This window comes from Haemophilus sp. HMSC061E01 (assembly GCF_001810345.1).
Lineage (GTDB): Bacteria > Pseudomonadota > Gammaproteobacteria > Enterobacterales > Pasteurellaceae > Haemophilus_D.
Genome location: NZ_KV800998.1, coordinates 288,026 through 311,125, shown reverse-complemented (window position 1 = coordinate 311,125; position 23,100 = coordinate 288,026). Strand labels below are relative to the sequence as shown.

Below are 23,100 nucleotides of genomic sequence, written 5' to 3'. Positions count from 1 at the left end.
ATCAAATAATTAAAAGATTTACTGATCTAAATCAAATTTTCTGTTACTATTTAGTTACTTTTTGATGTTGTTTTATCAAAAACATTACCTTAACTTCATTTAAAAAAGGAACATATTATGTCTTATACTCTACCTGAATTAGGCTACGCTTATGATGCGTTAGAACCACATTTTGATGCACAAACAATGGAAATTCACCACTCTAAACACCACCAAGCATATGTAAATAATGCAAATGCAGTGTTAGAAACTTTACCCGCTGAATTTTCTGAAATGTGTGCAGGCCAATTAATCAGCCAATTAGATAAAATCCCAGCTGAAAAACGTACTGCATTACGTAACAACGCAGGCGGTCATGCAAACCACAGCTTATTCTGGAAATCATTGAAAAAAGGCACTACTTTACAAGGTGATTTAAAAGCAGCTATCGAACGTGATTTCGGTTCTGTAGAAAACTTCAAAGCTGAATTTGAAAAAGCAGCAGCGACTCGTTTTGGTTCTGGTTGGGCATGGTTAGTGATTAACCAAGGTAAATTATCTGTTGTGTCTACCGCAAACCAAGATTCTCCATTAATGGGTAAAGAAATCGCAGGTTGTGAAGGTTTCCCACTTTTAGGTTTAGACGTTTGGGAACACGCTTACTACTTGAAATTCCAAAACCGTCGTCCAGACTACATCAAAGAATTCTGGAACGTAGTGAACTGGGATTTCGTGGCAGAGCGTTTAGCTAAAAAATTAGCAAACTGCGGATGTTCAGCTAAATAATCACTTCTCTAAATGTAAAAAATCGCCTTTTTTAGGCGATTTTTTTATTAGTTAAATCCAACGTCTGACTTTTTTCTTATAAGCTAAATAAAACTCACCAAACTTCTTCTCTAACCAGTATTCTTCAGGTTTAATTTGCCATTGTGTGATAAGATAAACAAAAAGAAAAACACCTAGAAAACTGACCGCACTTTGCAAAAAAACTGCCCATGCCACTAGCAAGCCCGCTAAACTTAAATACATTGGGTTACGGCTGAAACGATAAATACCATTTGCCACAAACACATCACTTTTTTCCAAGTGAATTGGATTAATATTTGCTTTACTTTTATAGAATTGCCAAAGGCTGAAAAAAGCGATGACAAAAGAAATCGATACAATCAAATAAACTGCTAACACATTGATTTCGAATGGATAAGGATTAGGCAAATATGCCATCATAAGTGCACAGCCAATAAAAATGACGGGTGGCGGCACAATAGGTTTCTGAATCATCAGATCAAAAATCCAATAAAAAAAGCCCGAGCAATTCGGGCTAATTAAAATATTACAGATTATTTAATTTCATCTGTGCCATTTGTTTCTCTAACGGGTTACCGTTTTTCTGTGCATTCTCAAAGCTTGATTTAGCACCATTCACATCGCCTTTTGCGACTTGAATATCACCCGCTAAAAGATCTTTACGCGCACTAAAGCCTTGGCTTTTCACTTGATTTAGACTTGCTAGTGCTGCATCAAATTGACCTTGTTGGAATTGCACAGCAGACAAACGAAGCGCAGCAAGAGACGTTAAGATATCATCTTGTGATTGAGCAATCGCTTGTTTCAAGCTGTTTTCAGCTGATGCGTAATCTTGTTTTGCTACAAAACCTTTTGCTTCATCTAATAAACTAAATACTGCATAGCTGGTTTTATCATGTGCTTTCACAAATTCAGCCACTTTAGCTTGCTGTGCTGCTGCATCTTTGTTTGCTGTATAAACTAAGGCATCATATTCAGCAGACGCTTGCATGATTTGATTGGCTTGATAAGACTGCCAATAGCGCCAGCCCAACATCCCGCCTACACCAAGAATAAAAGCGGCAATAATGCTTTTGCCATTGTCTTTCCACCATTCTTTTAACTGGTTCAGTTCTTGTTCTTCTTCAATGGTATATGCCATTTTCCTATCCTTCTAAAATTAAAATTGGGCTTTCACGTGTTCAATTAGATTGTCCACATCAATGGTTTGTTGCTCTGCTTCGCCAAGTAAGTGTTTTACCACAACTTGATTATTTTGTACTTCGCTTTCGCCAAGCACAAGGGCTAGAGTCGCACCAGACTTATCTGCGCGTCTAAATTGTTTTTTAAAGTTACCACCACTGCAATGCAACATGGTGCTTAAGTGCGGTAATTCTGAGCGAAGTTTTTCAGCGAGTTGGAATGCGGCTAACGTTGTACCTTCACCTTGATAAACAACGTAAATATCTACCGCACTTTTTACTGGAATCGATTTATTCACTTCTTGAACGAGCAACACTAAACGCTCTAAGCCCATTGCGAAACCAACACCACTGGTTGCGTGACCACCAAGTTGCTCAACTAAGCCGTCATAACGTCCGCCACCACATACAGTACCTTGCGCACCTAATGCGGATGTCACCCATTCAAATACAGTTTTATTATAATAATCTAAACCACGCACCAATTTTGGATTAATTTCATATTGAATGCCCACCGCATCTAATAGACCGCATAACTGCGCAAAATGCTCGCGACTTTCATCATCTAAATAATCCAATAATTTTGGTGCGCCGTCCAATACATCTTGTAATGCTTGATTTTTAGTATCCAAAATACGTAATGGATTTTTTACAAGACGTTCTTTCTCTTCGTCGCTCATTAAATCTTGGTGATTTTCTAAGAAAGCCACTAATGCAGAACGATAGTTTGCACGTGCTTCTAATGAACCAATCGAATTTAATTGAAGAGAAACATGTTGATCAATACCTAATGCTTTCCACAAACGAGCCGTTAAAATAATTAACTCGGCATCAATTTCAGGGGTTGCGATACCAAATACTTCTACACCCGCTTGATGGAATTGACGATAACGACCTTTTTGCGGACGCTCATGGCGGAACATTGGTCCCATGTACCATAAACGTTGTTCATTGTTGTAAATCCAACCGTGTTCAATCGCAGCTCGCACGCACCCTGCAGTACCTTCAGGACGAAGTGTTAATTGCTCATCATTATCCCAAAATGTGTACATTTCTTTTGAGACGACATCTGTGACTTCACCGATTGCACGAGCAAATAATGGCGTACTTTCCACGATTGGCATACGCACTTCTGAATAGCCGTAGCTGCTTAAAATTTGGCGAACCTGCCCTTCAATCCATTGCCAAAGTGGAGATTCAGTTGGGGAACAGTCATTCATCCCACGAATTGCTTGAATATTTTTTGCCACGAGTTTTCCTTAAATAATTCGATTTTTTGGATCTTGTTGTGCAACTTTGGCACGAATTTTTGCTTCTAATTGGTCAATAATCGCGTCGTTATCAAAACGTTCTTTTTGACGCTCGCCATCTAAATAATAGCCACTTTTCTTATTACCACCGGTAACACCGAGGTCAGACACTAATGCTTCACCTGGGCCATTTACCACACAACCAATAATAGACACATCCATTGGGGTGATAATATCTTCTAAACGTTGTTCCAGTGCATTCACCGTGCCAATCACATCAAACTCTTGACGTGAGCAAGTTGGACAAGCAATAAAGTTAATCCCGCGAGAACGAATACGTAACGATTTCAAAATATCAAAACCAACTTTGATTTCTTCTACAGGATCGGCGGCTAAAGAGACACGCAAGGTATCACCAATACCTTCCGCTAACAACATACCTAAACCAATTGCAGATTTCACTGCTCCTGCACGTGCACCGCCCGCTTCCGTAATCCCTAAATGTAATGGTTGTTTAATGGCTTTTGCCAGTAAACGGTAAGATTCCACCGCAAGGAAGACATCGGATGCTTTTACGCTTACTTTAAATTGATCGAAGTTTAAACGATCTAAAATCTCAACATGGCGTAATGCTGATTCTAATAAGGCTTCTGGTGTTGGCTCACCAAATTTCTCTTGGATATCTTTTTCTAATGAGCCAGCATTAACACCAATACGGATAGGGATATTTTTATCGCGTGCGCAATCCACCACTGCACGAATACGATCTTCACGACCAATATTGCCTGGATTAATACGTAAGCAATCCACCCCATATTCAGCCACTTTTAACGCAATACGATAGTCAAAATGAATATCCGCTACTAATGGCACATTCACTTGCTGTTTAATGATTTTAAACGCTTCGGCGGCATCCATGGTAGGTACAGAAACACGCACGATATCTGCGCCGACGCGTTCCAACGATTTAATCTGTGCAACGGTCGCCTCAACATCAGTTGTGCGAGTATTTGTCATGGATTGTACAGCAATCGGTGCATCACCACCGATTGGTACATTGCCCACATAAATTTTTGTCGATTCACGACGTTTGATAGTAGGTTTTACTGCAGACATTCTTTTGTAAATTATTCGTTAAGGTTTTGGTAATTTAAATTTAGCCACACGGCCATCAACGGTAAGCGGATACGCCTCGCCTTTATAAGTAATACGAACGTTACCCGGCGCACCAATAATCAATGCATAGTCATTACCATTAAAGGTTAAGACTTCGCCTTGTTTATATTCTTTTTGCGCTAAAACTTTACGATTTTGGTCTTTCACACTAATCCAGCTTGAATTTTTGGTAATCTCAATAACAAGATCGCCTTTTGCTGTGGTTGGCGCTTCAGAAATGGCTGGATTTTCAACCGCACTTTGAGCATCTGGTACGGTTGGCTCTGTTGTAGGTTCTGTGTTAGGTAAGGTTTGTTCCACAACAGGGGCTTGAACTTGTTCAACGGTAGGGGCCGAAGTTGCGCCAGTTGAAACTTCTGCGTTTACTGGTTGAACTTGATTCTCTTGAGTATTTGAAACAACAGGTTCAGCAGCATTATTTTTTGCTTCCGTTACAGGTGCTGTTTCATTATTTGACGTTAAAGGCTGGTTATTCACCGCGACTGGGATGTCATTCGAATGAGTAACCGGTACCTCTGCTGTTTTTTCTTTTTCAACGTAGGTTTGCACTAAATTATCACGTTCTTCGTTTGATTTTTGATAATTCTGCCACCACCATAAGCCTGTCATCCCAACAGCTGCGAGTAAAATAATGGTTGTAAGTGTGCCGACCCAGCGACTATGAGAAGAGTATTGGTTTACTGAACGCGTCGCGCGTGCATTTTTACTTAAATCGTTTTTGTATGCTTCACCAAAGGTTAAATGCGCCCATTCGCTCTCAGGAATACGTAAAAATTTTGTATAACTACGCACATATCCTTTCATAAAAGTTGATGGCACATTTTTTTGGACAAATTCATTATTTTCTAATTTTTCCAAAATGCTTGGGCGCAAAGAAATTGCCTTTGCCGCATCTTCCAGAGAAAGATTTAACGCTTCGCGAGCTTGACGAAGTTTATCCCCAAAGGAGATGTCTGTTTTTTCGGTTTGTTCAAGGATTGTATTCATAGGTATAAAAAAAGAAATAGCAATAAAAAACTAAATGCTAAATTTTAAAGTCGAAAGGGGCTTTTGGCAATGATTATTTGAGTGAACGGAGCTTTTCCGCTCTAGAAGGATCAACTTGACGCAATTTATCCAATGCCTGTTGATAAACATCGGTTTGTTTTCCAGCAAAAGCACAAAGCGCTATGTTTTCGTAAGTATCCGCTTGATGGTAATAATTCGGCGCAGCGAGTGCCGCATTAAATTGTGAATAAGCTTGTTCAAACTCACCTTGTCCACATAAAAATGCACCGAAGTTGTTATACACATCGCCTTGCTTATCATCTAACTTGATCGCCTGTAAATAAGCTTGCTTCGCTTTTTCCGTATCGCCTTGTAATTGATAAAAATGCGCAAGTGCTGAGTGCACAAGATAATATCGCTCATCATGTTCAAGGGCTTTATCTAAATTAAGTTTTGCTTGAACAAAATCATTTTGTTGAAGATAGCCTAATGCCAGTTCAACGCGAGCTTTTGCGGCTTGTTGTTTATTAAAGTCAACGGAAGACTGAGAGACACAAGCCGAAAAAACAAAAGGAAAAATGACCGCACTTAGAATGTTAATTGGGATTAATTTCATCTTATCACTCCTCTCTCTTATCACTCTTCTCTAGGACATTTTTCCTTTACAAGTATTGCTATATTTAGCTTAGTTAACCGCTTTTACGTCAATGCCTTCACCAAACTTACGCTTTATTGCTGTACGTTTGGTTCGGTCGATCACATCCCCCGCCAACTGGCCACAAGCGGCATCAATATCATCACCACGAGTTTTGCGTACAATCACCGTAAAGCCATATTCCATTAAGGTTTTTTGGAAGCGATCGACACGGCTATTTGAGCTTTTACCATAAGGCGCTTCTGGGAACGGGTTCCATGGGATCAAGTTAATTTTACATGGCGTATTTTTTAACACTTGAGCTAATTGATGCGCATGCTCTGTGCCATCATTCACGTGATCTAATAACACATACTCAATAGTCACTTTACCATGGTTAGCATTCGATACTTCTAAGTATCTGTGTACTGAATCCATCAGCATTTTGATATTGTATTTTTTATTGATTGGCATAATTTCATCACGCAATTCATCATTAGGTGCGTGAAGTGAAATCGCTAATGCCACATCAATCTTATCGCGCAACATATCGAGTGCAGGCACAACACCTGATGTGGATAACGTCACACGTCGTTTAGATAATCCGTAAGCAAAATCATCAAGCATAATTTCCATCGCAGGTACAACATTGGCTACATTTAACAATGGTTCACCCATACCCATCATCACCACATTGGTTATCGGACGAACACCTGTGACACCAAAATTACCGATAATTTTTGATGCGCGCCAAACCTGACCGATAATTTCAGACACTGTTAAATTACGGTTAAAGCCTTGCTGTGCTGTTGAACAGAAGGTACAAGCTAAGGCACAGCCTACTTGAGAAGAAACACAAAGTGTCGCACGATCTGCTTCAGGAATATAGACCGTTTCAACTTGCTGTTCACCTACCTGCATCGCCCATTTAATGGTGCCATCTGCAGAGCGTTGTTCAACCGCCACTTCTGGCGCTTTAATTTCCGCGACCGCTTTTAATTTTTCTCGTAATTTTTTATTAATATTGGTCATATTGTCGAAGTTATCTTCGCCAAAATGATAAATCCATTTCACTAATTGATCCGCACGAAATGGTTTCTCGCCTAATTCAGCAAAAAACTCACGCATCTGCTGACGCGTTAAATCCATTAAGTTAATCTTTTTTGTATTCGTTTCGGATGAAAGGGGTTGTTCTAACATAAAGCCTCGTTATTACACATTACGGCGATGATGTTACTCAGAATTGAGCAACAAAAAATTCGCATATTAAAAATGAGCCGAGATTTTACAGATTTACCGACGGATAAGCTAGCAGATTTGAAAAACAAAGAAAATTTTGACCGCACTTCTTTGCGATCGCTATCGCAAAAATCAAAAAACAAAAGAAAAAAGTGCGGTTAAAAAACTTTAAATTTTTTCTCTTTCACACATCCCAAACCCTTACAAAAACTGATAGAATACAAGCTTTGTTTTATTCTCTAAGTTGTCAATATTAAAAGATATGTTAAAAAAAGTGCTTTCTGTATTGTGTTTAGTGCCAGCAATGGCAACGGCACAATCTTATGTCGTGTATGATTTCACCCATGATCGCGTGCTCGAAAGTAGTTCACCGAATCATGTTCAACCTATCGCATCCGTCACCAAGTTAATGACTGCAAATGTGTTTCTTGAAAATAATCGAAACGCAAATTGTACTGCATCGATTACTGACGACGATTACGATTACATTAAAGGCACACATACAAAATTACCAAAATACACGCCGATTTCTTGTAATGAATTATTAAAAGCGATGCTTGTCCATTCTGACAACTATGCTGCTCATGCCCTTTCTCGCTCTGCGGGCATGAGTCGTTTGCAATTTATCCAAAAAATGAATGAGAAAGCGAGAGAATTAGGTATGCGCTCTACCCGCTTTTCAGATAGTTCTGGTTTATCCGACAGCAACATTTCAAGTGTGATGGATCTCGTAAAACTGGCTAAATACTCTCTTAACAAAGCACAAATCAAAAACCTCTCGAATATGCCAAGTGCTTTCATTCAAGCTGGCGGACGTAGCGTTTTTGTTAAAAACACCAATAAATTAGTGCGTGAAGAAGTGTTTGATGCGGCAATTAATAAAACGGGTTATATTCGCGAATCTGGCTATAATTTAGTCTTTGTGAATAAAAATCCATGTAATCGCGCGACCATTGGGGTGATCAGTTTAAATAACCATTCATCTGCGTTTCGTACTAACTTTACTAAAGGAAAATTGGAACAATACGGTTGTATCGCAGGGCGTAGCATGCACAACTTTACCGTTGATGAAGCCCAATATGAAGAAGGCTATGATGAAGCGGGTATGGATCGCCTAATCCAACAAGTTGGTGGTTAATCATTTCAAAAAGAGCGGTCAATTTTGCACAAAATTTTCCGCTTTTTAATTTTAATCACCTATCGATTTGATAATTATTTTCATTTGAAAACTTTATAAAAAATGATATTATTCTGCAGAATGCTAATCGATCATTATTTTTAAGGAGATCTCATGAAGCATTTATTTAAAAGCCTATCTGTTATCGCTCTAGGTTTAGCAGCTTTACAAGCCGAAGCGAAATTTAAAGTGGTGACCACATTTACTGTGATTCAGGATATCGCACAAAATGTTGCGGGCGATGCCGCGACGGTGGAATCTATCACCAAACCTGGTGCAGAAATTCACGAGTATGAACCGACCCCTAAAGATATTGTAAAAGCTCAATCTGCTGATTTAATTTTATGGAACGGATTAAATTTAGAGCGTTGGTTTGAGCGTTTCTTCCAAAATATCAAAGATAAACCAGCCGTTGTGGTAACCGAAGGCATCACGCCACTTTCTATTTATGAAGGTCCTTATAAAGATGCCCCTAACCCACACGCTTGGATGTCGCCATCTAATGCGTTGATTTATGTCGAAAATATCAAAAATGCATTCGTTAAATACGATCCGCAAAATGCTGATACTTATCAAAAAAATGCAGCGGCGTATGCAGAAAAAATCAAACAGCTCGATAAACCTTTACGTGAAAAACTCTCACTGATTCCTGCCGACCAACGTTGGTTAGTGACCAGTGAAGGTGCCTTTAGTTATTTAGCGAAAGATTACGATCTCAAAGAAGGCTATTTATGGCCAATTAACGCTGAACAACAAGGTACGCCTCAACAAGTGCGTAAACTTATTGATTTAGTGAAAAAAAATCACATTCCAGTGGTATTTAGTGAAAGTACCGTGTCAGCCAAACCTGCTCAACAGGTAGCGAAAGAAAGCGGTGCTAAGTACGGCGGCGTGCTTTATGTCGATTCCCTTTCTGCCGCTGACGGTCCTGTACCAACTTATATTGACTTACTGAATGTCACTGTATCCACCATAGTCAAAGGATTTGAAAAATAATGACCGCACTTTCCGCTTCGATTTCCGTTAATGATGTAACTGTGCGTTACAACAACGGGCACACTGCAATTTATGATGTTGCCTTTGCATTACAAGGAGGAACCATCTGTGCTCTTGTCGGCGTAAATGGGAGCGGAAAATCAACGCTATTCAAAAGCATCATGGGCTTAATCAAGCCACAGCAAGGCAATATTGCGCTTTGTGGTTTGCCAATTAATCGAGCATTGAAACAAAATTTGGTTGCCTATGTGCCGCAAGCGGAAGAAGTCGATTGGCAATTTCCAGTCTCCGTTTATGATGTTGTCATGATGGGACGCTACGGCTACATGAATTTCCTACGCATTCCAAAAGCTGAAGACAAACAAAAAGTGCTCGAAGCGATGCAACGAGTAAACATCGAGCATTTAGCTGAACGGCAAATCGGCGAGCTTTCTGGTGGGCAAAAAAAACGCGTATTTTTGGCTCGTGCATTAGCACAACAAAGTAAAATTATCTTGCTTGATGAACCTTTTACAGGTGTGGATGTTAAAACCGAAAATGCCATTGTGGAACTCCTTCGCCAATTACGTGCTGAAGGCCATTTAATTTTAGTTTCTACCCACAACTTGGGTTCTGTACCAGACTTCTGTGATCAAGTGGTGATGATTAACCGTACTGTGATTGCTGCCGGTAAAACGGAAGATACATTCAATCAGCATAATTTGGAAAAAGTCTTTGGTGGTGTATTACGACACATCAAATTATTGGGTGAAGATCTGCATAATGATGAAGATAAACGTGCTGTCACCGTGCTTACGGATGATGAACGCCCAGTTGTCTTCTATGGTGAAACCAAAAATGATCCGCCTGCAACGGCTGTAAAATCCTGTCGTCTGCCGCCGTCTGACAAGGAATAAGTCATGCTTGAATATTTGCTGGAACCTTTCTCCTATGAATATATGCAAAAAGCCATGTGGATAAGTACTGCAGTCGGCGGCATTTGTGCCTTTCTTTCTGCCTATTTAATGCTGAAAGGCTGGTCATTAATTGGCGATGCTCTCTCCCACTCTGTGGTACCTGGTGTGGCAATTGCTTATGCCTTTTCACTCCCCTATGCTTTAGGTGCTTTTTTTGCCGGAATTTTGGCCGCGCTTTCTATTTTATGGATCAAATCTATCTCAAAACTCAAAGAAGATGCCGTTATTGGCTTTATTTTCAGTACCTTTTTTGCCCTGGGATTGCTGATTATTTCTCTAAATCCAACCTCAATAAACGTGCAAAATATTATTCTCGGTAATATCCTCGGGATTGCCGATGAAGATATTTATCAAGTAGCCATCATTATGTTGATTTGCTTGGTCTTATTGCTTATTTTTTGGAAGGATCTGTTACTGATTTTCTTTGATGAAACGCAAGCAATTACAGTTGGACTTTCACCACTGTTTTACAAAGTTCTCTTTTTTACACTCTTGAGTGCTTGTGTCGTTGCGGCATTACAAACTGTCGGGGCGATTTTAGTGATTGCGATGGTAATCACACCAGGCGCAACCGCCTATTTACTTACTGACAAGTTCAAAACTCTTATCAAAATTGCCGTAGCATTAGGCGCAATCACTGGTTTTGTCGGTGTCTATTTAAGCTATTATCTCGATGGAGCCACAGGTGGTGTCATCGTAACATTACAAACTTTGTTATTTTTATTAGCTTTTCTATTCTCGCCAAAATACGGATTAATGAGTCAAAAACGACGTAAGGCGGTGGTTCATGACTGAAATATTCACTATTTTCGCTGAGCCATTTCAGTTTGACTTTATGCAAAATGCGCTACTCACCGCATTAGTGGTTGCCGTTATCTGTGCGCTACTCTCTTGCTATTTGGTATTGAAAGGATGGTCATTGATGGGAGACGCTATTTCCCATGCCGTCCTCCCAGGTATTGTTTTAGCTTTTTTAGCTGGTATTCCATTAGTGATTGGTGCCTTTGTCTCAGGTATTGCCTGTGCCTTAGGGGTGGGTTATTTAAAAGAGAACAGCCGTATCAAAGAAGATACCGCAATGGGGATTGTATTTTCGGGGATGTTTGCCATTGGTTTGGTGCTGTTCACTAAAATCCAAACTTCACAACATCTCACACACATCTTATTCGGTAACGTATTAGGTGTAAGCCGACAAGAGCTGATTCAAACGGCTATCATCGCCTTAATCATTTTTATTTTACTAGGCTTAAAGCGTCGTGATTTTCTCCTCTACTGCTTTGACCCTAGCCATGCCCGTGTTGCAGGTCTTTCGCCTAAATTATTACATTATGGACTACTCACACTACTTGCACTCACCATTGTGAGTACGATGCAAGTTGTTGGGGTTATTTTGGTTGTAGCGATGCTAATTGCACCGGGCATCACTGCTCTCACACTGACGAATCGCTTCGATAAGATGCTTGTTATCGCGATTATCAGCGCTGTAACTGCAAGTCTATTAGGCGTGCTACTTAGTTATCATTTTGATGCATCTACTGGTGCATGCATTATTTTGTTACAGGCTGTATTTTTCTTAATTGCGCTAATTTATAGCAAATTAAAAGTGCGATTAAATTTTTAAATAAAAAAGCTAACAGAGATGTTAGCTTTTTTATTAGGGATTGAGCTCCAGTAATGTTAGTGCTTCATAATGCGCTGTATGTGGGAACATATCAAATAATTGAATTTGAGTAAGTTTATAATTGGTTAGATGCTGCAAATCTTTTCCCATGGAAATCGCATTGCAACTGGAATAAAGAATAAAATGCGGTTGCATTTCATTGAGAAATTCAGCAAGTTCCTTTCCGATGCCTCGACGAGGCGGATTGACGATCACCAAATCGGGTTTGTTTTCATCTTGTGTTAAAGCAAAATTAGCCGCATCCAAAGATTGGAATTTAACGTTGTTTAACCCTAACACCTGGGCGGATAGAGTCGCCGCTTGAATAGCAGATGCCGAAATTTCAATCCCCGTCAATTCTACTTCTAGCTGATGTTTATCCTGTAAAGCTTTAGCGCAATGAAGTCCAAAACCTCCAACGCCACAAAAGAGATCCCAGAGTGTAGTAATCGGCAAATCTTGCACCCAATCTTGTGCCGTTGCATATAGCCCTTGTGCTACCAGTGGATTCGTTTGGAAGAAACCTTGAGGGCGAATAAACAACGGAATACCGTTAAAGCTTTCTGATAAAGTATGTTGGTCAGTCAAAAAGATTTCTTTCTCACCTTCTAAGATCGCCGCATGTTGAGGTTGGATATTCACGCTCACCACTTCAAGTTGTGGTAATTTTTCCAATAAGCCTGCAAATTCACGTTGAATTAACGGCAATTTAGTTTCTGAACGCAATACAAAACGCAACATCAATTTTTTTGTATGTTGGCTTTCTGTGAGCAGAATATATTTGAGCTCACCTTTTTGCTTAGCCACGTTATAAGGGACTAAACCCGCACGGCCAATAAAATCTTTTAGAATCGGAAAGAGTTCAGCAAAGCGTTGCGGATAAATCGGACAATCACATAAATCCACCGCACTTTGTGGATCATTCGAGTCTTGTAAAATACCTAAAATGGGACGTTCCACCGCGCCACTTACAACCATTTTCGCTTTATTACGAAAGGCAGTCTCGGAGGAATAAAAAGGCGGATGCCAAATTAAATTATCACAATCTAATTTGGCAAGTTGTTGTTTTAGATGCTCTTCTTTCTTGGCGAGTTGCTGTTCATAAGGCATTTCAAGCCATTGACAAGAACGGCAATTGCCTTTTTGATAATGATAGCAATCAATCATTTAGAAGCAAGCCACTCTTGTTGAAGTGCGGTCAGTTTTTGATGATTTTCAATCCAACGCGAAGTTTTTGTGAGTTCTGACCAATCAAAGGATTTTTGTTTAAAGAGCGATTTCAAGCGAGCTTGGCGTGCTGCAAAATGCTCTGTGGTTTCCTCTAACTTCAGATTATCAAGCACTTGGATGACACCTTCACGTTCATTGCAAAGCAATAATAAGTCACAACCAGCATTCAAGGCTTTTTCACTACGAGCCACAAAATCACCCATAAAACCTGCGCCCTTCATGCCTAAATCATCAGAGAAAATCGCCCCTTGGAAGCCCAACTGTTTACGCAAAATTTCTTTTAACCAATAAGTCGAACCACTTGCAGGCTGGCTATCACACTGCGTATAAATCACGTGAGCCGGCATAATCGCATCAAGCTTACTCTGTTGAATTAATTGCTGGAATGGCAAAATATCATGATTAAAAATCACTTCTTTTGCTCGCTCATCATAAGGGGTTTCAAGATGAGAATCAGCTAGAACATGACCGTGTCCTGGAAAGTGTTTTCCTGTTGTTGCCATGCCTGCTTGATGCATACCATCAATAAAAGCAGCCGCCAAATTGACCGCACTTTTTACATCACAGCCAAAACTACGATCGCCAATCGCACGACATTCGTGACCTAAATCCAACACGGGAGCAAAACTCAAATCAATATCTAACGCCACCATTTCTGCTGCCATTTGCCAGCCTGCTTCTTTTGCTATTTGCTGTTGCTGAGTTGAGCCCTCAACTAATGCCGCAAAAGCCTGCATCGCAGGGAGCTGAGTGAAACCCTCACGGAAACGTTGCACGCGCCCACCTTCTTGATCAACCGTGATCAATAAAGGCTTTTTCACTCGCTGACGAATGGATTTAATTAGCGCTTGAACTTGCTGACGATCATAAAAATTGCGGGTAAATAAAATCAAACCGGCAACTAAAGGATGTTCCAGTAATTCAACTTCTTCTTGTTTGAGCTCATGACCTTCAAGGTCAATTAATAGTGTGGACATAAACTATTGTAAATAAAGACGATAATTAGTACTTTCTGTGCTTGGTTTTGGTAGCTCAAACACTTTCTTTTCTTGTGGTTGCAACAAAATATTACCTGATTGGCTTTCTTGCTGATTCGGCCAAACTTGCGTTACACCTTGTGTGTTATACCAATAAAGGTGGTAAAGCACATTGAGTTGTTGTGTAGTTTTATTTTTTAAGGCTGCGGTATTATCCGACAAATCAACATCTAAAGCCGGTGCTAAATTTGCCGCCATATTTAAAATTGGCTTATTGGTTCCCACAATATTTGGTGCAGATGAACAAGCCGTTAAAAATAATACCGTTGCTGTAATTAGGATCTTTTTCATTATTTCGCCAACATTCTACCTAAAGGTTCACCACCAACAAGATGCATATGAATATGGAATACTTCTTGTCCACCATGTTTATTACAATTCACAATTAAACGGTAACCGTCTTCGGCAATGCCTTCTTCTTTAGCAATTTTAGCCGCGACAGTAAATAAGCGACCCAAGGTAACTTCATCTTGTTCTGTCACATCATTAACCGTTGGAATCACTTTATTTGGGATAATCAAAATATGGGTTTTCGCTTGCGGTGAAATATCTCGGAATGCGGTCACTAATTCATCTTGATAAACAATATTGGCAGGGATTTCTTTGCGAATAATTTTGCTGAAAATCGTTTCTTGAGCCATAGTCTTCTCCTTGTTTTATATAAAAAAGTGCGGTCAAAATTTACCGCACTTTGCTTTTATTTTCCATCAGAAATTGATGATGAATGACATTTCAATCGGCTTAGTGAGCCGCACCTTCTTCTGAATCATCTTGATTAATAAAGCTGGTATTAATCTCGATTTGTGCTTTTTCACGCAATGCTTGCATTAACTGTCCTTGTAATTCACCTTGACGCGCACGAACAAGTTGAGTGCTAAATTTCGCTAATTCTTGCTCATTTAAAGTAGGTTCTTCTACACGTTCAAGGGCAACCACAACCACATCACCTTTGCTGTTACGAGCAACTTGATAAGCCGCTTTGCCATCTTGTGGTTTTGCAATGGCAAATACACCTTCATAAAGCACCGGATCTTTATTATCCACTAACGTAAAGGTTTGTGGCTCACCAAAACTAATACCTGCTGGAACTTTAGCAGGATTCGCAGATAGTTCTTTAACTGCTTGTTCTGCTTTTTCAGCTAATACTTTATCGGCTTTTTCACGTTTTAAGAACTGCTCAATCGTTGATTTCGCTTCATCAAGGCTTTGTAAACCTTCAGCTTTATGATCCACGACACGCACCACAACAAATTCATTTTCACCCACAGTTAATGGCTCAGAATTTGCGCCGCCGTTTGCAATATCTGATTCAAAAATGGCAGAAGTCACATTTGGGAAATTTAACGCCGCAGGGACATTATTTTTACCGAAATAATCTGTTTCTTCCACTTTCACGCCTGCTGCTTCTGCTACCGCAGCTAAAGAATCACTGCTTTCTGCTGCTTTTTCACGAACCGCTTTTTCTACCGCTTGGAAACGACTTCCTGCTAAGTTTTTACGTACGGTATCCGCGATTTGCTCTTTTACTTCATCTAACGTACGTTCTTTACGATCTTGCACTAAAATAATATGGTAAGCCCCATCTACATTAACTGGTGTGCTATATTGACCAACATTTAATAATAATGCGGCATCTTCAAAGTTTTTCGGTAATTCGTTGTCTTTTACCCAACCTAATTCGCCGCCTTGTGCACCAGAAAGTTTATCCACAGATTTCGCTTTTGCTAACTCAGCAAAATCAGCGCCTTTTTGCAGTTCTTGATAAACTGCATCCGCTTCTTTCTCAGTGGCTAATTGGATATGCGCTAATTTTTGGCTAATGAATTGCGCTTTATTTTCTTGATAATATTGTGCAATTTGTGTTTCAGTGACAGGTTGTAATTTACCTAATTCGTTCGCTGAAACGCGAATATATTGCACTTTCGCCTGTTCAGGTTGAACAAGTGATTTCGCATTCGCATCGTAATACGCTTTAATTTCTTCTTCTGTCACCTTTTGTTTTGCCACTTCATCGGCTAATGGAAGGGTTGCAAGACGAGCGATACGTTTTTGGAAAAAGGTTTGTGCACTATCTTTTACTTGAGCCGGCACAACAAATTCACTGTCAGCCAAACCGTTTTGCATTTGTTCAAGTGTTAATGCATTACGTAAAATAGCCGCATAAGTATCTGACGTTAGACCATTTTGAGTCAATAATTGTTGATAGCGCGCGTTATCAAATTTACCGTTAGATTGTAAGTTAGGATCGCTTACAATCGCACGTTTGATCATCTCATCACTTACACCTAATTTTAATTCTTTCGCATATTGACGGATTAATTCTTGATCCACCAAACGTTGAATTAAATTTTGACGAAGTGCAGTCACAAATTCCACAGAGTCAGTTTTTGCTAGGAAGCTCTCGCCTTCTTGTTGAGCTCGCGCTTCAAACTCTTGGTTATAACGATTTAAGAAATCTTGTTGAGAGATAGTCTCGCCATTTACTTTTGCCGCAAAACTATCGTTGCTGCTATACAGATAACCTGACATCCCACCAATCAAAAATGAAACTGGAATTAAAGCAAAGATCGCTTTTCCGATAAAGCTATGGGCGATGCCATGCATTTTTTCAATTAACATTCAATTATTACCCTTTTAAAAAAGACAAAGTTCGTAAGATTATAATCTAAAAGGCGAAAATTCGCACTTAAAAAACACCATGTTCGTGTAGGATTTTCACAGCCATGACTAATAACACTAAACCGCCAAAAATCTCTGCTTTGCTTTTGAATTTTTTCCCTCAAAAATGACCGCTCTTTACACCAATAAAAGAGATGACGAAGGTTGTTAAACTTATGATGAAGACAGCCAATAAAATGTCCACGGAAAGAAAAGCAAAAGAGATACCGACGGCTAATGCATCAATACTCGTTGCCACACCAAGTGTTAGCAAGTGTTTTAAACTAATCAATGAGGGAGCGGGTTCATCATCCGAGCTAAGCCCTTCTCGAATCATATTCACACCGATGAGCGCAAGCAAAACAAAGGCAATCCAATGATCCCAATTTTGAATCATCTGACTAAATTGCAGCCCGACAACATAGCCTATAACAGGCATAATGCCTTGAAATAACCCAAAGCAGCATGCAATAGCTAATGCTTGTTTCCATCGAAAAGCGCGCATTGCTAAGCCTTTAGAGATGGAAACTGCAAAGGCATCCATCGAAAGACCAAGCGCAATGACCCACACCATATGAAAAGTCATAAACTAACGTTTATTTTCCAATACAGAAAGAACTGAAAATATTGCCGAGCAAATCATCCGAAGTAAATTGCCCCGTAATTTCACTTAGGTTAGCTTGTACTAAACGAAGTTCTTCCGCCAATAATTCACCTGCATGAAATTCAGTTAATTGGACTAACCCAATTTGTAAATGTTCGGCCGCTTTTTCTAAGGCATCAAGATGACGACGGCGTGCTAAGAAACCACCTTCCATCCCTGTTTGGAAGCCCATAGCCTGTTTTAAATGCTCACGCAATAAATCTACACCCTGATGTGTTTGGGCGGATAAACAAACGGTCGTTGTTCCATTTTCTTCTTTTAGCCCAACTGCCTCGCCGCTTAAATCTACTTTATTGCGAACAATGGTCACTGGCATATTATTTGGCAATTTTGATAAAAATTCTGACCGCACTTTTTCGATATTTTGGCTATCAGGATCGCTACTGTCTAACATTAAGATAATACGATCAGCTTGCTCAATCTCCGTCCAGGCACGCGAGATCCCGATACGTTCAACTTCATCTGTCGCTTCTCGAAGGCCTGCGGTATCAATAATATGTAAAGGCATGCCATCAATATGAATATGCTCACGCAACACATCACGAGTGGTTCCTGCAATATCTGTCACAATGGCTGCTTCTCTGCCCGCTAAAGCATTCAGTAAGCTGGATTTACCCGCATTTGGACGACCGGCAATCACCACTCTCATCCCTTCACGCAAAATCGAGCCTTGTTTCGCTTCGCTACGAACTAAATCAAGTTGATCAATAATTTCTCGTAATTTTGCTTCGATTTTACCGTCTGCCAAAAAGTCAATTTCTTCATCGGGGAAATCAATCGACGCTTCCACATAAGTACGCAGATAAATCACAGAATCCACTAACTGATTCACTTTATTAGAAAATTCACCTTGTAATGATTTTAATGCTGAACGAGCAGCTTGCTCCGAAGTGGCATCAATCAAATCGGCAATGGCTTCAGCTTGGGCTAAATCTAATTTATCGTTTAAAAAAGCTTGTTCAGAAAATTCACCTGGACGCGCAAGACGAACGCCATCAAGTTGTAAGATTCGTTTTAGCAACAAATCTAATACCACTTGTCCACCATGGCCTTGCAATTCCAATACGTCTTCACCGGTAAAGGAATTCGGCGATTTAAAATAAAGCGCAATGCCTTGATCTAATACTGTGCCATCAGCATCTTTAAAAGGTAGATAATCTGCCATGCGTGGTTTAGGACATTTACCTAGTACCGCTTGTGCTACTTCAACCGCTTTTGGGCCGGATACACGCAAAATACCAATACCGCCACGACCAGGCGCTGTCGCTTGTGCGACGATTGTTTCTTTCATAAAAACTCACTAAAAATTGACCGCACTTTTATCTGCGATAAAAAAATGAGAGGGCGCATTAATACGCCCATGTGATTATATATCAATCAATGATAGAAAAAAGGCATCTTTCGATGCCTTCTATCTGTTATTTTTTACGGGTATGTAACCCTTTTTTCTCTAAACCACGGTAGATCATTTGTTGTTGTACGATAGTGATTAAGTTAGACACTAACCAGTAAAGTACTAGACCTGCCGGGAACCAGAGGAAGAAGAACATGAAGATCAACGGCATGAAATTCATCACTTTTTGTTGCATTGGGTCGGCAACTGGTGTCGGTGACATTTTTTGTAACAAGAACATTGATCCACCCATTAAGATTGGGAGAATGTAGTAAGGGTCTTGTGCCGATAAATCTTGAATCCAACCAAAGAATGGCGCATGACGAAGTTCAACTGCTTCCATAAATGTCCAGTATAATGCAATGAAAATTGGCATTTGAAGGATTAATGGTAAGCAACCGCCAAGTGGATTTACTTTTTCTTCTTTGTAAAGTTTCATCATTTCTTGGCTCATACGTTGGCGATCATCACCAAAACGTTCGCGCATTTCTTGCATTTTCGGTTGCAACATACGCATTTTCGCCATAGAAGTGTATTGTGCTTTTGTAAGCGGATATAAAATCGCTTTAACCACTAAGGTGACACAAATAATTGCCACACCCCAGTTAGATACAATACTTTGAATGAAAGTTAATAACCAGAATAATGGTTTCGCGATAAACCATGCCCAACCATAATCGACAGTTAAATCTAAGTGGTTAGCCACTTCAGCCATTTTGTTTTGTAATTTCGGACCTGTCCATAATGAGCTGGTAATAGTCTCTGTTGCACCTGCTGGAATAGAAACGACTGGACCACGATAACCAATAGACGCAACGTTATTTTTACTGTCTGTAATACTATAAAGTTGGTTATTTACATCTTGATTTGGGATCCAAGCTGATACGAAATAGTGTTGTAAAATAGCAACCCAACCTGCTTTGGTATCGATAGAAAGATTTTTATCTTTCATATCGCTGAAGCTGTATTTTTTGTAATTGGTTTCTGAAGAAGAATACGCACCACCGGTATAAGTAGGCATTGCCACGTTACCGCTGCTTTCAACTAATGTGTGTTTTAATTGGCCGTAAGGTTCAACTTCAATTGCACTACCACTTTGGTTCACAATTTCAAAGTTAACACCTACATCGTAACTATCACGTTTTAACACAAAGATTTTACGATAAGTCACACCATCTTTTTCAAATGTTAATGGCACTGAAAGTTCATTTTGACCTTCTGCTAATTTGAAATTGTCGCCAGTAACTTGATATTGCGCGCGACCTGCTTTTGTATCGATCCCGTTTTTACCAATTAAACCGCTTTGTGCAATGTAAACATGCTCGTTTGTATCTTTTAACAAAACGAAAGGTTCTTTTGAACCTAATTCTGCATCATATTTTAATAGTTCAGAACTGATTACATCACCACCTAATGTATCCACTTTCAAACGGAGTACATCATTTTCTAATGTGATAATTTGACCTTTTGTTTGTGAGTCTGCCACTACTTCGGCAGATGAAGAAGAACTTGCCGGGACATCAGAAGAGGCGGCTGTTGTTTGTTCCGTGGTCTGTTGTTGAACAGGTGGATTTTTATCAAGTTGCCATTGCTGATAAACAAGGAAAGAAATAAAGAGTAGTGCAAGCACTAATAGGCTACGTCTTGAGTCCATTATTTTTTCTCATCGTTATTATTAATCTTTTTCGGCGGAACAGGATCGAATCCACCGGCGCTTAAGGGGTGACATTTTAATACACGTTTTAGCGTAAGCCAACTACCTTTTAACAATCCATGTGTTTTTAACGCCTCAATACCATAACAAGAACAGGTTGGCACAAAACGACAACGCGGCCCGATTAAAGGGCTAATCGCTACTTGATAAAACTTAATTAAAGCGATGAGGATTTTTGTGCCAAACGAATGTGACGTGCCCATAATTTATCCAAAGTTTGTAAAAACGTTTGATTATCAAGCTGACCAATGCCACGTTTCGCCACAAAGACAAAGTCACAAGAAGGCAAATTATGTTGAGATAAACGAAAACTTTCACGAACTAAACGTTTAATACGATTACGATCATGTGCTCGTTTAAGATATTTTTTAGCCACAGTTAAACCTAAGCGTGGATGCTCAAGATTATTTTTGCGTGCGAGAATGGTAATTTCAGGGGTGCTTGCTCGAAACGGTTGTTCGAAGACATTTTTGAATTGAGTGGGAGTTAGCAATCGTAACTCCCGAGAGAAGTTTAGCTTAATCACTAAAAACGGTGATTATGCAGATAAACTCTTACGACCTTTAGCACGACGACGAGCTAAAACTTGACGGCCGTTTTTAGTTGCCATACGAGCACGGAAACCGTGAGTACGGCTACGTTTTAATACAGAAGGTTGAAATGTACGTTTCATTGTAATCTACCTAAATCAAAATGGTTTACTGTTTTGATATTCAAAACACAACAAGGGTTATAAAAAATAGACCGCAATTTTAATCATAAATTGGGCTTTCGTCAAATAAGAAAAGAGAAAATTCCGAAATAATCTTCCGTTTCTTCTAAAATCGTGGGGATTATACGGATTTTGGACAAAATCTCAAGCAACCTTTTTGTCTTTTTTTGACGACCAACAGAAGATCTTTTGCCTAAATTATTGTAAAATTCTCTTCGATTTTTAACCGCACTTTTGCGGCTTTTATTTTATACGCATATAACATAAGGATAATTTATCGTGAGCCTTTCTACCCTATGGCAAGATTGCTTATCACAACTACAAGATCAGGTTTCCCCTATGGATCTCAGCACGTGGTTACGTCCATTACAAGCGGATGTCATCTCGCAAGATCAAGTGGTGTTATATGCGTCAAATATGTTTGTGAAAAGCTGGGTAGAAAATCATTACTTGGCCCAAATTCATCAAATTTGCCAAGCCCTTGCGAAAAATCCAAATTTACAAATTATCGTAAAAGAAGGGGTAAAACCAGCTCCAAAAGCTGTTGAACCGTCCTCAACTCAAACAGCTAACCATCAAGAAAGTGCGGTGAGTTTTCAGCAAGAATCTGATGTTCCCACTAAATTTGAATCTCATCTAAACCATAAACATTTATTTGAAAACTTTGTTGAAGGTAAATCAAACCAACTCGCTCGTGCTGTCGGTCAAAAACTCGCTCTCGCACCTGGTGAACCAACCGCAAACCCATTCTTTTTATATGGGGGGACAGGTTTAGGTAAAACTCACTTATTACACGCAATCGGTAATGGCATTTTAGCGAATAAACCGAATGCTCGCGTGCTTTATATCCATGCCAATAATTTTATGCAGCACATGGTAAAAGCGATGCGTGATAATAAGATGGATCAATTCAAAAAATTCTATCGTTCTCTTGATGCATTATTAGTGGATGATATTCAATTCTTTGCAGAGAAAGAAAAAACACAAGAAGAATTTTTCCATATTTTCAATAGTTTATTTGAAACTGGCCGTCAAATTATTTTGACCTCTGACCGCTATCCAAAAGAAATTGAGAAAATTGAAGAACGCCTAAAATCTCGTTTCGGTTGGGGCTTAACCACTGCGATTGAGCCACCTGATTTAGAAACTCGTGTTGCGATTTTGCTGAAAAAAGCAGAAGAACATAATATGGAGCTACCAGAAGAGGTGGCATTCTTTATTGCCCAACGCTTACGCACCAATGTTCGTGAATTAGAAGGTGCGTTAAACCGTGTGAAAGCGATGCAAGACTTCAAAGGTGGTCACATTGATATTGATTTTGTCCGTGACACATTAAAAGATATTCTTGCCTTACAAGAACGTTTGGTTACCATTGAAAACATTCAAAAAGTCGTGGCAGAATACTATCGAATTAAAGTGGCGGATTTAAAATCAAAAAGCAGAGCGAGATCAGTCACCCGCCCACGCCAAGTTGCGATGGCATTAGCAAAAGAATTAACCAATAAAAGTTTACCGGAAATTGGCCGTGCCTTTGAACGCGACCATACGACAGTCTTAAATGCTTGTCGTGAAGTGCCAAAATTCCGTGAAAAAGACAGCAGTATTCAAGAAGATTGGGCGAATTTAATTCGCACATTATCTGCATAAGGA

At 39.6% G+C, this 23,100-nt stretch carries 25 protein-coding genes and 1 pseudogene; 8 read left to right on the top strand and 18 right to left on the bottom strand.

The window, feature by feature from the left end; translation table 11 throughout:
- The first annotated feature begins 117 nt into the window (after positions 1-117).
- Positions 118-765, top strand: coding sequence for a superoxide dismutase [Mn] (gene sodA / locus HMPREF2732_RS01955; protein ID WP_049364993.1), 648 nt, complete (start codon positions 118-120; stop codon positions 763-765).
- Positions 766-816: 51 nt separating this feature from the next.
- Here sodA and HMPREF2732_RS01950 read toward each other — a convergent pair whose 3' ends face one another.
- From HMPREF2732_RS01950 to HMPREF2732_RS01920, 7 genes are all read right to left on the bottom strand, one after another.
- Positions 817-1,260 carry a methyltransferase family protein gene (locus HMPREF2732_RS01950; RefSeq protein ID WP_049385009.1) on the bottom strand — a complete coding sequence of 148 codons (444 nt, stop codon included), beginning with the start codon at positions 1,258-1,260 and terminating at the stop codon, positions 817-819.
- A gap of 52 nt (positions 1,261-1,312) precedes the next feature.
- Positions 1,313-1,927: a YfgM family protein gene (locus HMPREF2732_RS01945; protein WP_049385010.1), complete on the bottom strand. Its 615-nt coding sequence runs from the start codon at positions 1,925-1,927 to the stop codon at positions 1,313-1,315.
- An 18-nt stretch (positions 1,928-1,945) separates the two neighbouring features.
- Positions 1,946-3,217: a histidine--tRNA ligase gene (hisS, locus tag HMPREF2732_RS01940; protein ID WP_049385011.1), complete on the bottom strand. Its 1,272-nt coding sequence runs from the start codon at positions 3,215-3,217 to the stop codon at positions 1,946-1,948.
- Between the two features lie 9 nt (positions 3,218-3,226).
- Positions 3,227-4,333, bottom strand: coding sequence for a flavodoxin-dependent (E)-4-hydroxy-3-methylbut-2-enyl-diphosphate synthase (gene ispG, locus HMPREF2732_RS01935; RefSeq protein ID WP_049363739.1), 1,107 nt, complete (start codon positions 4,331-4,333; stop codon positions 3,227-3,229).
- A gap of 18 nt (positions 4,334-4,351) precedes the next feature.
- Positions 4,352-5,380 carry a RodZ domain-containing protein gene (locus HMPREF2732_RS01930; RefSeq protein ID WP_049385012.1) on the bottom strand — a complete coding sequence of 343 codons (1,029 nt, stop codon included), beginning with the start codon at positions 5,378-5,380 and terminating at the stop codon, positions 4,352-4,354.
- A 73-nt stretch (positions 5,381-5,453) separates the two neighbouring features.
- Positions 5,454-5,996, bottom strand: a complete 543-nt coding sequence (gene pilW, locus HMPREF2732_RS01925; protein WP_049385013.1) for a type IV pilus biogenesis/stability protein PilW — start codon at positions 5,994-5,996, stop codon at positions 5,454-5,456.
- Positions 5,997-6,065: 69 nt separating this feature from the next.
- On the bottom strand, positions 6,066-7,214 hold the full coding sequence (locus HMPREF2732_RS01920) for a dual-specificity RNA methyltransferase RlmN (RefSeq protein WP_049385014.1): 1,149 nt from the start codon (positions 7,212-7,214) through the stop codon (positions 6,066-6,068).
- Positions 7,215-7,241: 27 nt separating this feature from the next.
- Between HMPREF2732_RS01920 and HMPREF2732_RS09835 the strand changes: the two genes are divergently transcribed.
- The 6 genes from HMPREF2732_RS09835 (at position 7,242) to HMPREF2732_RS01895 (ending at position 12,003) form a co-directional block, all read left to right on the top strand.
- Entirely contained in the window at positions 7,242-7,415 is a 174-nt protein-coding gene (locus HMPREF2732_RS09835; protein ID WP_186821522.1) for a hypothetical protein, read from the top strand.
- Positions 7,416-7,515: 100 nt separating this feature from the next.
- A complete protein-coding gene (locus HMPREF2732_RS01915) occupies positions 7,516-8,391 on the top strand; it encodes a D-alanyl-D-alanine carboxypeptidase family protein (protein WP_049363744.1) in 876 nt (291 codons plus the stop codon).
- 153 nt (positions 8,392-8,544) lie between these two features.
- Complete coding sequence (locus tag HMPREF2732_RS01910; protein ID WP_070590595.1) at positions 8,545-9,426, top strand: metal ABC transporter substrate-binding protein; 882 nt, start codon at positions 8,545-8,547, stop codon at positions 9,424-9,426.
- Complete coding sequence (locus HMPREF2732_RS01905) at positions 9,426-10,322, top strand: manganese/iron ABC transporter ATP-binding protein (protein ID WP_049372887.1); 897 nt, start codon at positions 9,426-9,428, stop codon at positions 10,320-10,322. The genes HMPREF2732_RS01910 and HMPREF2732_RS01905 overlap by 1 nt, the downstream gene beginning before the upstream one ends.
- Before the next feature lie 3 nt (positions 10,323-10,325).
- On the top strand, positions 10,326-11,177 hold the full coding sequence (locus HMPREF2732_RS01900) for a metal ABC transporter permease (protein ID WP_070590590.1): 852 nt from the start codon (positions 10,326-10,328) through the stop codon (positions 11,175-11,177).
- Complete coding sequence (locus tag HMPREF2732_RS01895; protein ID WP_049367071.1) at positions 11,170-12,003, top strand: metal ABC transporter permease; 834 nt, start codon at positions 11,170-11,172, stop codon at positions 12,001-12,003. Before HMPREF2732_RS01900 ends, HMPREF2732_RS01895 begins: the two co-directional genes overlap by 8 nt.
- Before the next feature lie 33 nt (positions 12,004-12,036).
- Here HMPREF2732_RS01895 and rlmC read toward each other — a convergent pair whose 3' ends face one another.
- The 11 genes and pseudogenes from rlmC to rpmH form a co-directional block, all read right to left on the bottom strand.
- Positions 12,037-13,209: a 23S rRNA (uracil(747)-C(5))-methyltransferase RlmC gene (gene rlmC / locus HMPREF2732_RS01890; RefSeq protein ID WP_070590588.1), complete on the bottom strand. Its 1,173-nt coding sequence runs from the start codon at positions 13,207-13,209 to the stop codon at positions 12,037-12,039.
- Positions 13,206-14,249 carry a beta-N-acetylhexosaminidase gene (nagZ, locus tag HMPREF2732_RS01885; RefSeq protein WP_070590583.1) on the bottom strand — a complete coding sequence of 348 codons (1,044 nt, stop codon included), beginning with the start codon at positions 14,247-14,249 and terminating at the stop codon, positions 13,206-13,208. The genes rlmC and nagZ overlap by 4 nt, the downstream gene beginning before the upstream one ends.
- 3 nt (positions 14,250-14,252) lie before the next feature.
- Positions 14,253-14,600, bottom strand: coding sequence for a DUF1425 domain-containing protein (locus tag HMPREF2732_RS01880; RefSeq protein WP_005698418.1), 348 nt, complete (start codon positions 14,598-14,600; stop codon positions 14,253-14,255).
- The gene (gene hinT, locus HMPREF2732_RS01875; RefSeq protein ID WP_005695575.1) at positions 14,600-14,950 is read right to left on the bottom strand and encodes a purine nucleoside phosphoramidase; all 351 of its coding nucleotides are present in this window, start codon (positions 14,948-14,950) and stop codon (positions 14,600-14,602) included. Before hinT ends, HMPREF2732_RS01880 begins: the two co-directional genes overlap by 1 nt.
- Positions 14,951-15,050: 100 nt before the next feature.
- A complete protein-coding gene (ppiD, locus tag HMPREF2732_RS01870; RefSeq protein ID WP_070590579.1) occupies positions 15,051-16,928 on the bottom strand; it encodes a peptidylprolyl isomerase in 1,878 nt (625 codons plus the stop codon).
- Positions 16,929-16,995: 67 nt separating this feature from the next.
- A pseudogene (locus HMPREF2732_RS01865) lies at positions 16,996-17,553 on the bottom strand (manganese efflux pump MntP family protein).
- Positions 17,554-17,563: 10 nt separating this feature from the next.
- Entirely contained in the window at positions 17,564-18,922 is a 1,359-nt protein-coding gene (gene mnmE / locus HMPREF2732_RS01860; RefSeq protein ID WP_070590574.1) for a tRNA uridine-5-carboxymethylaminomethyl(34) synthesis GTPase MnmE, read from the bottom strand.
- A 127-nt stretch (positions 18,923-19,049) separates the two neighbouring features.
- Entirely contained in the window at positions 19,050-20,678 is a 1,629-nt protein-coding gene (yidC, locus tag HMPREF2732_RS01855; protein ID WP_070590571.1) for a membrane protein insertase YidC, read from the bottom strand.
- Positions 20,678-20,941, bottom strand: coding sequence for a membrane protein insertion efficiency factor YidD (gene yidD / locus HMPREF2732_RS01850; protein WP_005695569.1), 264 nt, complete (start codon positions 20,939-20,941; stop codon positions 20,678-20,680). The genes yidC and yidD overlap by 1 nt, the downstream gene beginning before the upstream one ends.
- On the bottom strand, positions 20,896-21,264 hold the full coding sequence (rnpA, locus tag HMPREF2732_RS01845) for a ribonuclease P protein component (RefSeq protein WP_070590566.1): 369 nt from the start codon (positions 21,262-21,264) through the stop codon (positions 20,896-20,898). Before rnpA ends, yidD begins: the two co-directional genes overlap by 46 nt.
- 12 nt (positions 21,265-21,276) lie before the next feature.
- On the bottom strand, positions 21,277-21,411 hold the full coding sequence (gene rpmH / locus HMPREF2732_RS01840) for a 50S ribosomal protein L34 (protein ID WP_005539760.1): 135 nt from the start codon (positions 21,409-21,411) through the stop codon (positions 21,277-21,279).
- A 318-nt stretch (positions 21,412-21,729) separates the two neighbouring features.
- Here rpmH and dnaA point away from each other — a divergent pair, with 318 nt between their 5' ends.
- On the top strand, positions 21,730-23,097 hold the full coding sequence (gene dnaA / locus HMPREF2732_RS01835) for a chromosomal replication initiator protein DnaA (protein ID WP_070590563.1): 1,368 nt from the start codon (positions 21,730-21,732) through the stop codon (positions 23,095-23,097).
- Positions 23,098-23,100 lie beyond the last annotated feature (3 nt).

Excerpts from the sequence above, each read along its gene's own strand:
- ispG (WP_049363739.1), bottom strand. The coding sequence starts at position 4,333 with ATGTCTGCAGTAAAACCTACTATCAAACGTCGTGAATCGACAAAAATT.
- yidD (WP_005695569.1), bottom strand. The coding sequence starts at position 20,941 with ATGGGCACGTCACATTCGTTTGGCACAAAAATCCTCATCGCTTTAATT.
- HMPREF2732_RS01945 (WP_049385010.1), bottom strand. The coding sequence starts at position 1,927 with ATGGCATATACCATTGAAGAAGAACAAGAACTGAACCAGTTAAAAGAA.
- HMPREF2732_RS01920 (WP_049385014.1), bottom strand. The coding sequence starts at position 7,214 with ATGTTAGAACAACCCCTTTCATCCGAAACGAATACAAAAAAGATTAAC.
- sodA (WP_049364993.1), top strand. The coding sequence starts at position 118 with ATGTCTTATACTCTACCTGAATTAGGCTACGCTTATGATGCGTTAGAA.
- hinT (WP_005695575.1), bottom strand. The coding sequence starts at position 14,950 with ATGGCTCAAGAAACGATTTTCAGCAAAATTATTCGCAAAGAAATCCCT.
- pilW (WP_049385013.1), bottom strand. The coding sequence starts at position 5,996 with ATGAAATTAATCCCAATTAACATTCTAAGTGCGGTCATTTTTCCTTTT.
- rlmC (WP_070590588.1), bottom strand. The coding sequence starts at position 13,209 with ATGATTGATTGCTATCATTATCAAAAAGGCAATTGCCGTTCTTGTCAA.
- mnmE (WP_070590574.1), bottom strand. The coding sequence starts at position 18,922 with ATGAAAGAAACAATCGTCGCACAAGCGACAGCGCCTGGTCGTGGCGGT.
- HMPREF2732_RS01950 (WP_049385009.1), bottom strand. The coding sequence starts at position 1,260 with ATGATTCAGAAACCTATTGTGCCGCCACCCGTCATTTTTATTGGCTGT.
- HMPREF2732_RS01895 (WP_049367071.1), top strand. The coding sequence starts at position 11,170 with ATGACTGAAATATTCACTATTTTCGCTGAGCCATTTCAGTTTGACTTT.
- HMPREF2732_RS01915 (WP_049363744.1), top strand. The coding sequence starts at position 7,516 with ATGTTAAAAAAAGTGCTTTCTGTATTGTGTTTAGTGCCAGCAATGGCA.
- HMPREF2732_RS01905 (WP_049372887.1), top strand. The coding sequence starts at position 9,426 with ATGACCGCACTTTCCGCTTCGATTTCCGTTAATGATGTAACTGTGCGT.
- HMPREF2732_RS01880 (WP_005698418.1), bottom strand. The coding sequence starts at position 14,600 with ATGAAAAAGATCCTAATTACAGCAACGGTATTATTTTTAACGGCTTGT.
- rpmH (WP_005539760.1), bottom strand. The coding sequence starts at position 21,411 with ATGAAACGTACATTTCAACCTTCTGTATTAAAACGTAGCCGTACTCAC.
- ppiD (WP_070590579.1), bottom strand. The coding sequence starts at position 16,928 with ATGTTAATTGAAAAAATGCATGGCATCGCCCATAGCTTTATCGGAAAA.
- HMPREF2732_RS09835 (WP_186821522.1), top strand. The coding sequence starts at position 7,242 with ATGATGTTACTCAGAATTGAGCAACAAAAAATTCGCATATTAAAAATG.
- HMPREF2732_RS01930 (WP_049385012.1), bottom strand. The coding sequence starts at position 5,380 with ATGAATACAATCCTTGAACAAACCGAAAAAACAGACATCTCCTTTGGG.
- yidC (WP_070590571.1), bottom strand. The coding sequence starts at position 20,678 with ATGGACTCAAGACGTAGCCTATTAGTGCTTGCACTACTCTTTATTTCT.
- nagZ (WP_070590583.1), bottom strand. The coding sequence starts at position 14,249 with ATGTCCACACTATTAATTGACCTTGAAGGTCATGAGCTCAAACAAGAA.
- HMPREF2732_RS01910 (WP_070590595.1), top strand. The coding sequence starts at position 8,545 with ATGAAGCATTTATTTAAAAGCCTATCTGTTATCGCTCTAGGTTTAGCA.
- HMPREF2732_RS01900 (WP_070590590.1), top strand. The coding sequence starts at position 10,326 with ATGCTTGAATATTTGCTGGAACCTTTCTCCTATGAATATATGCAAAAA.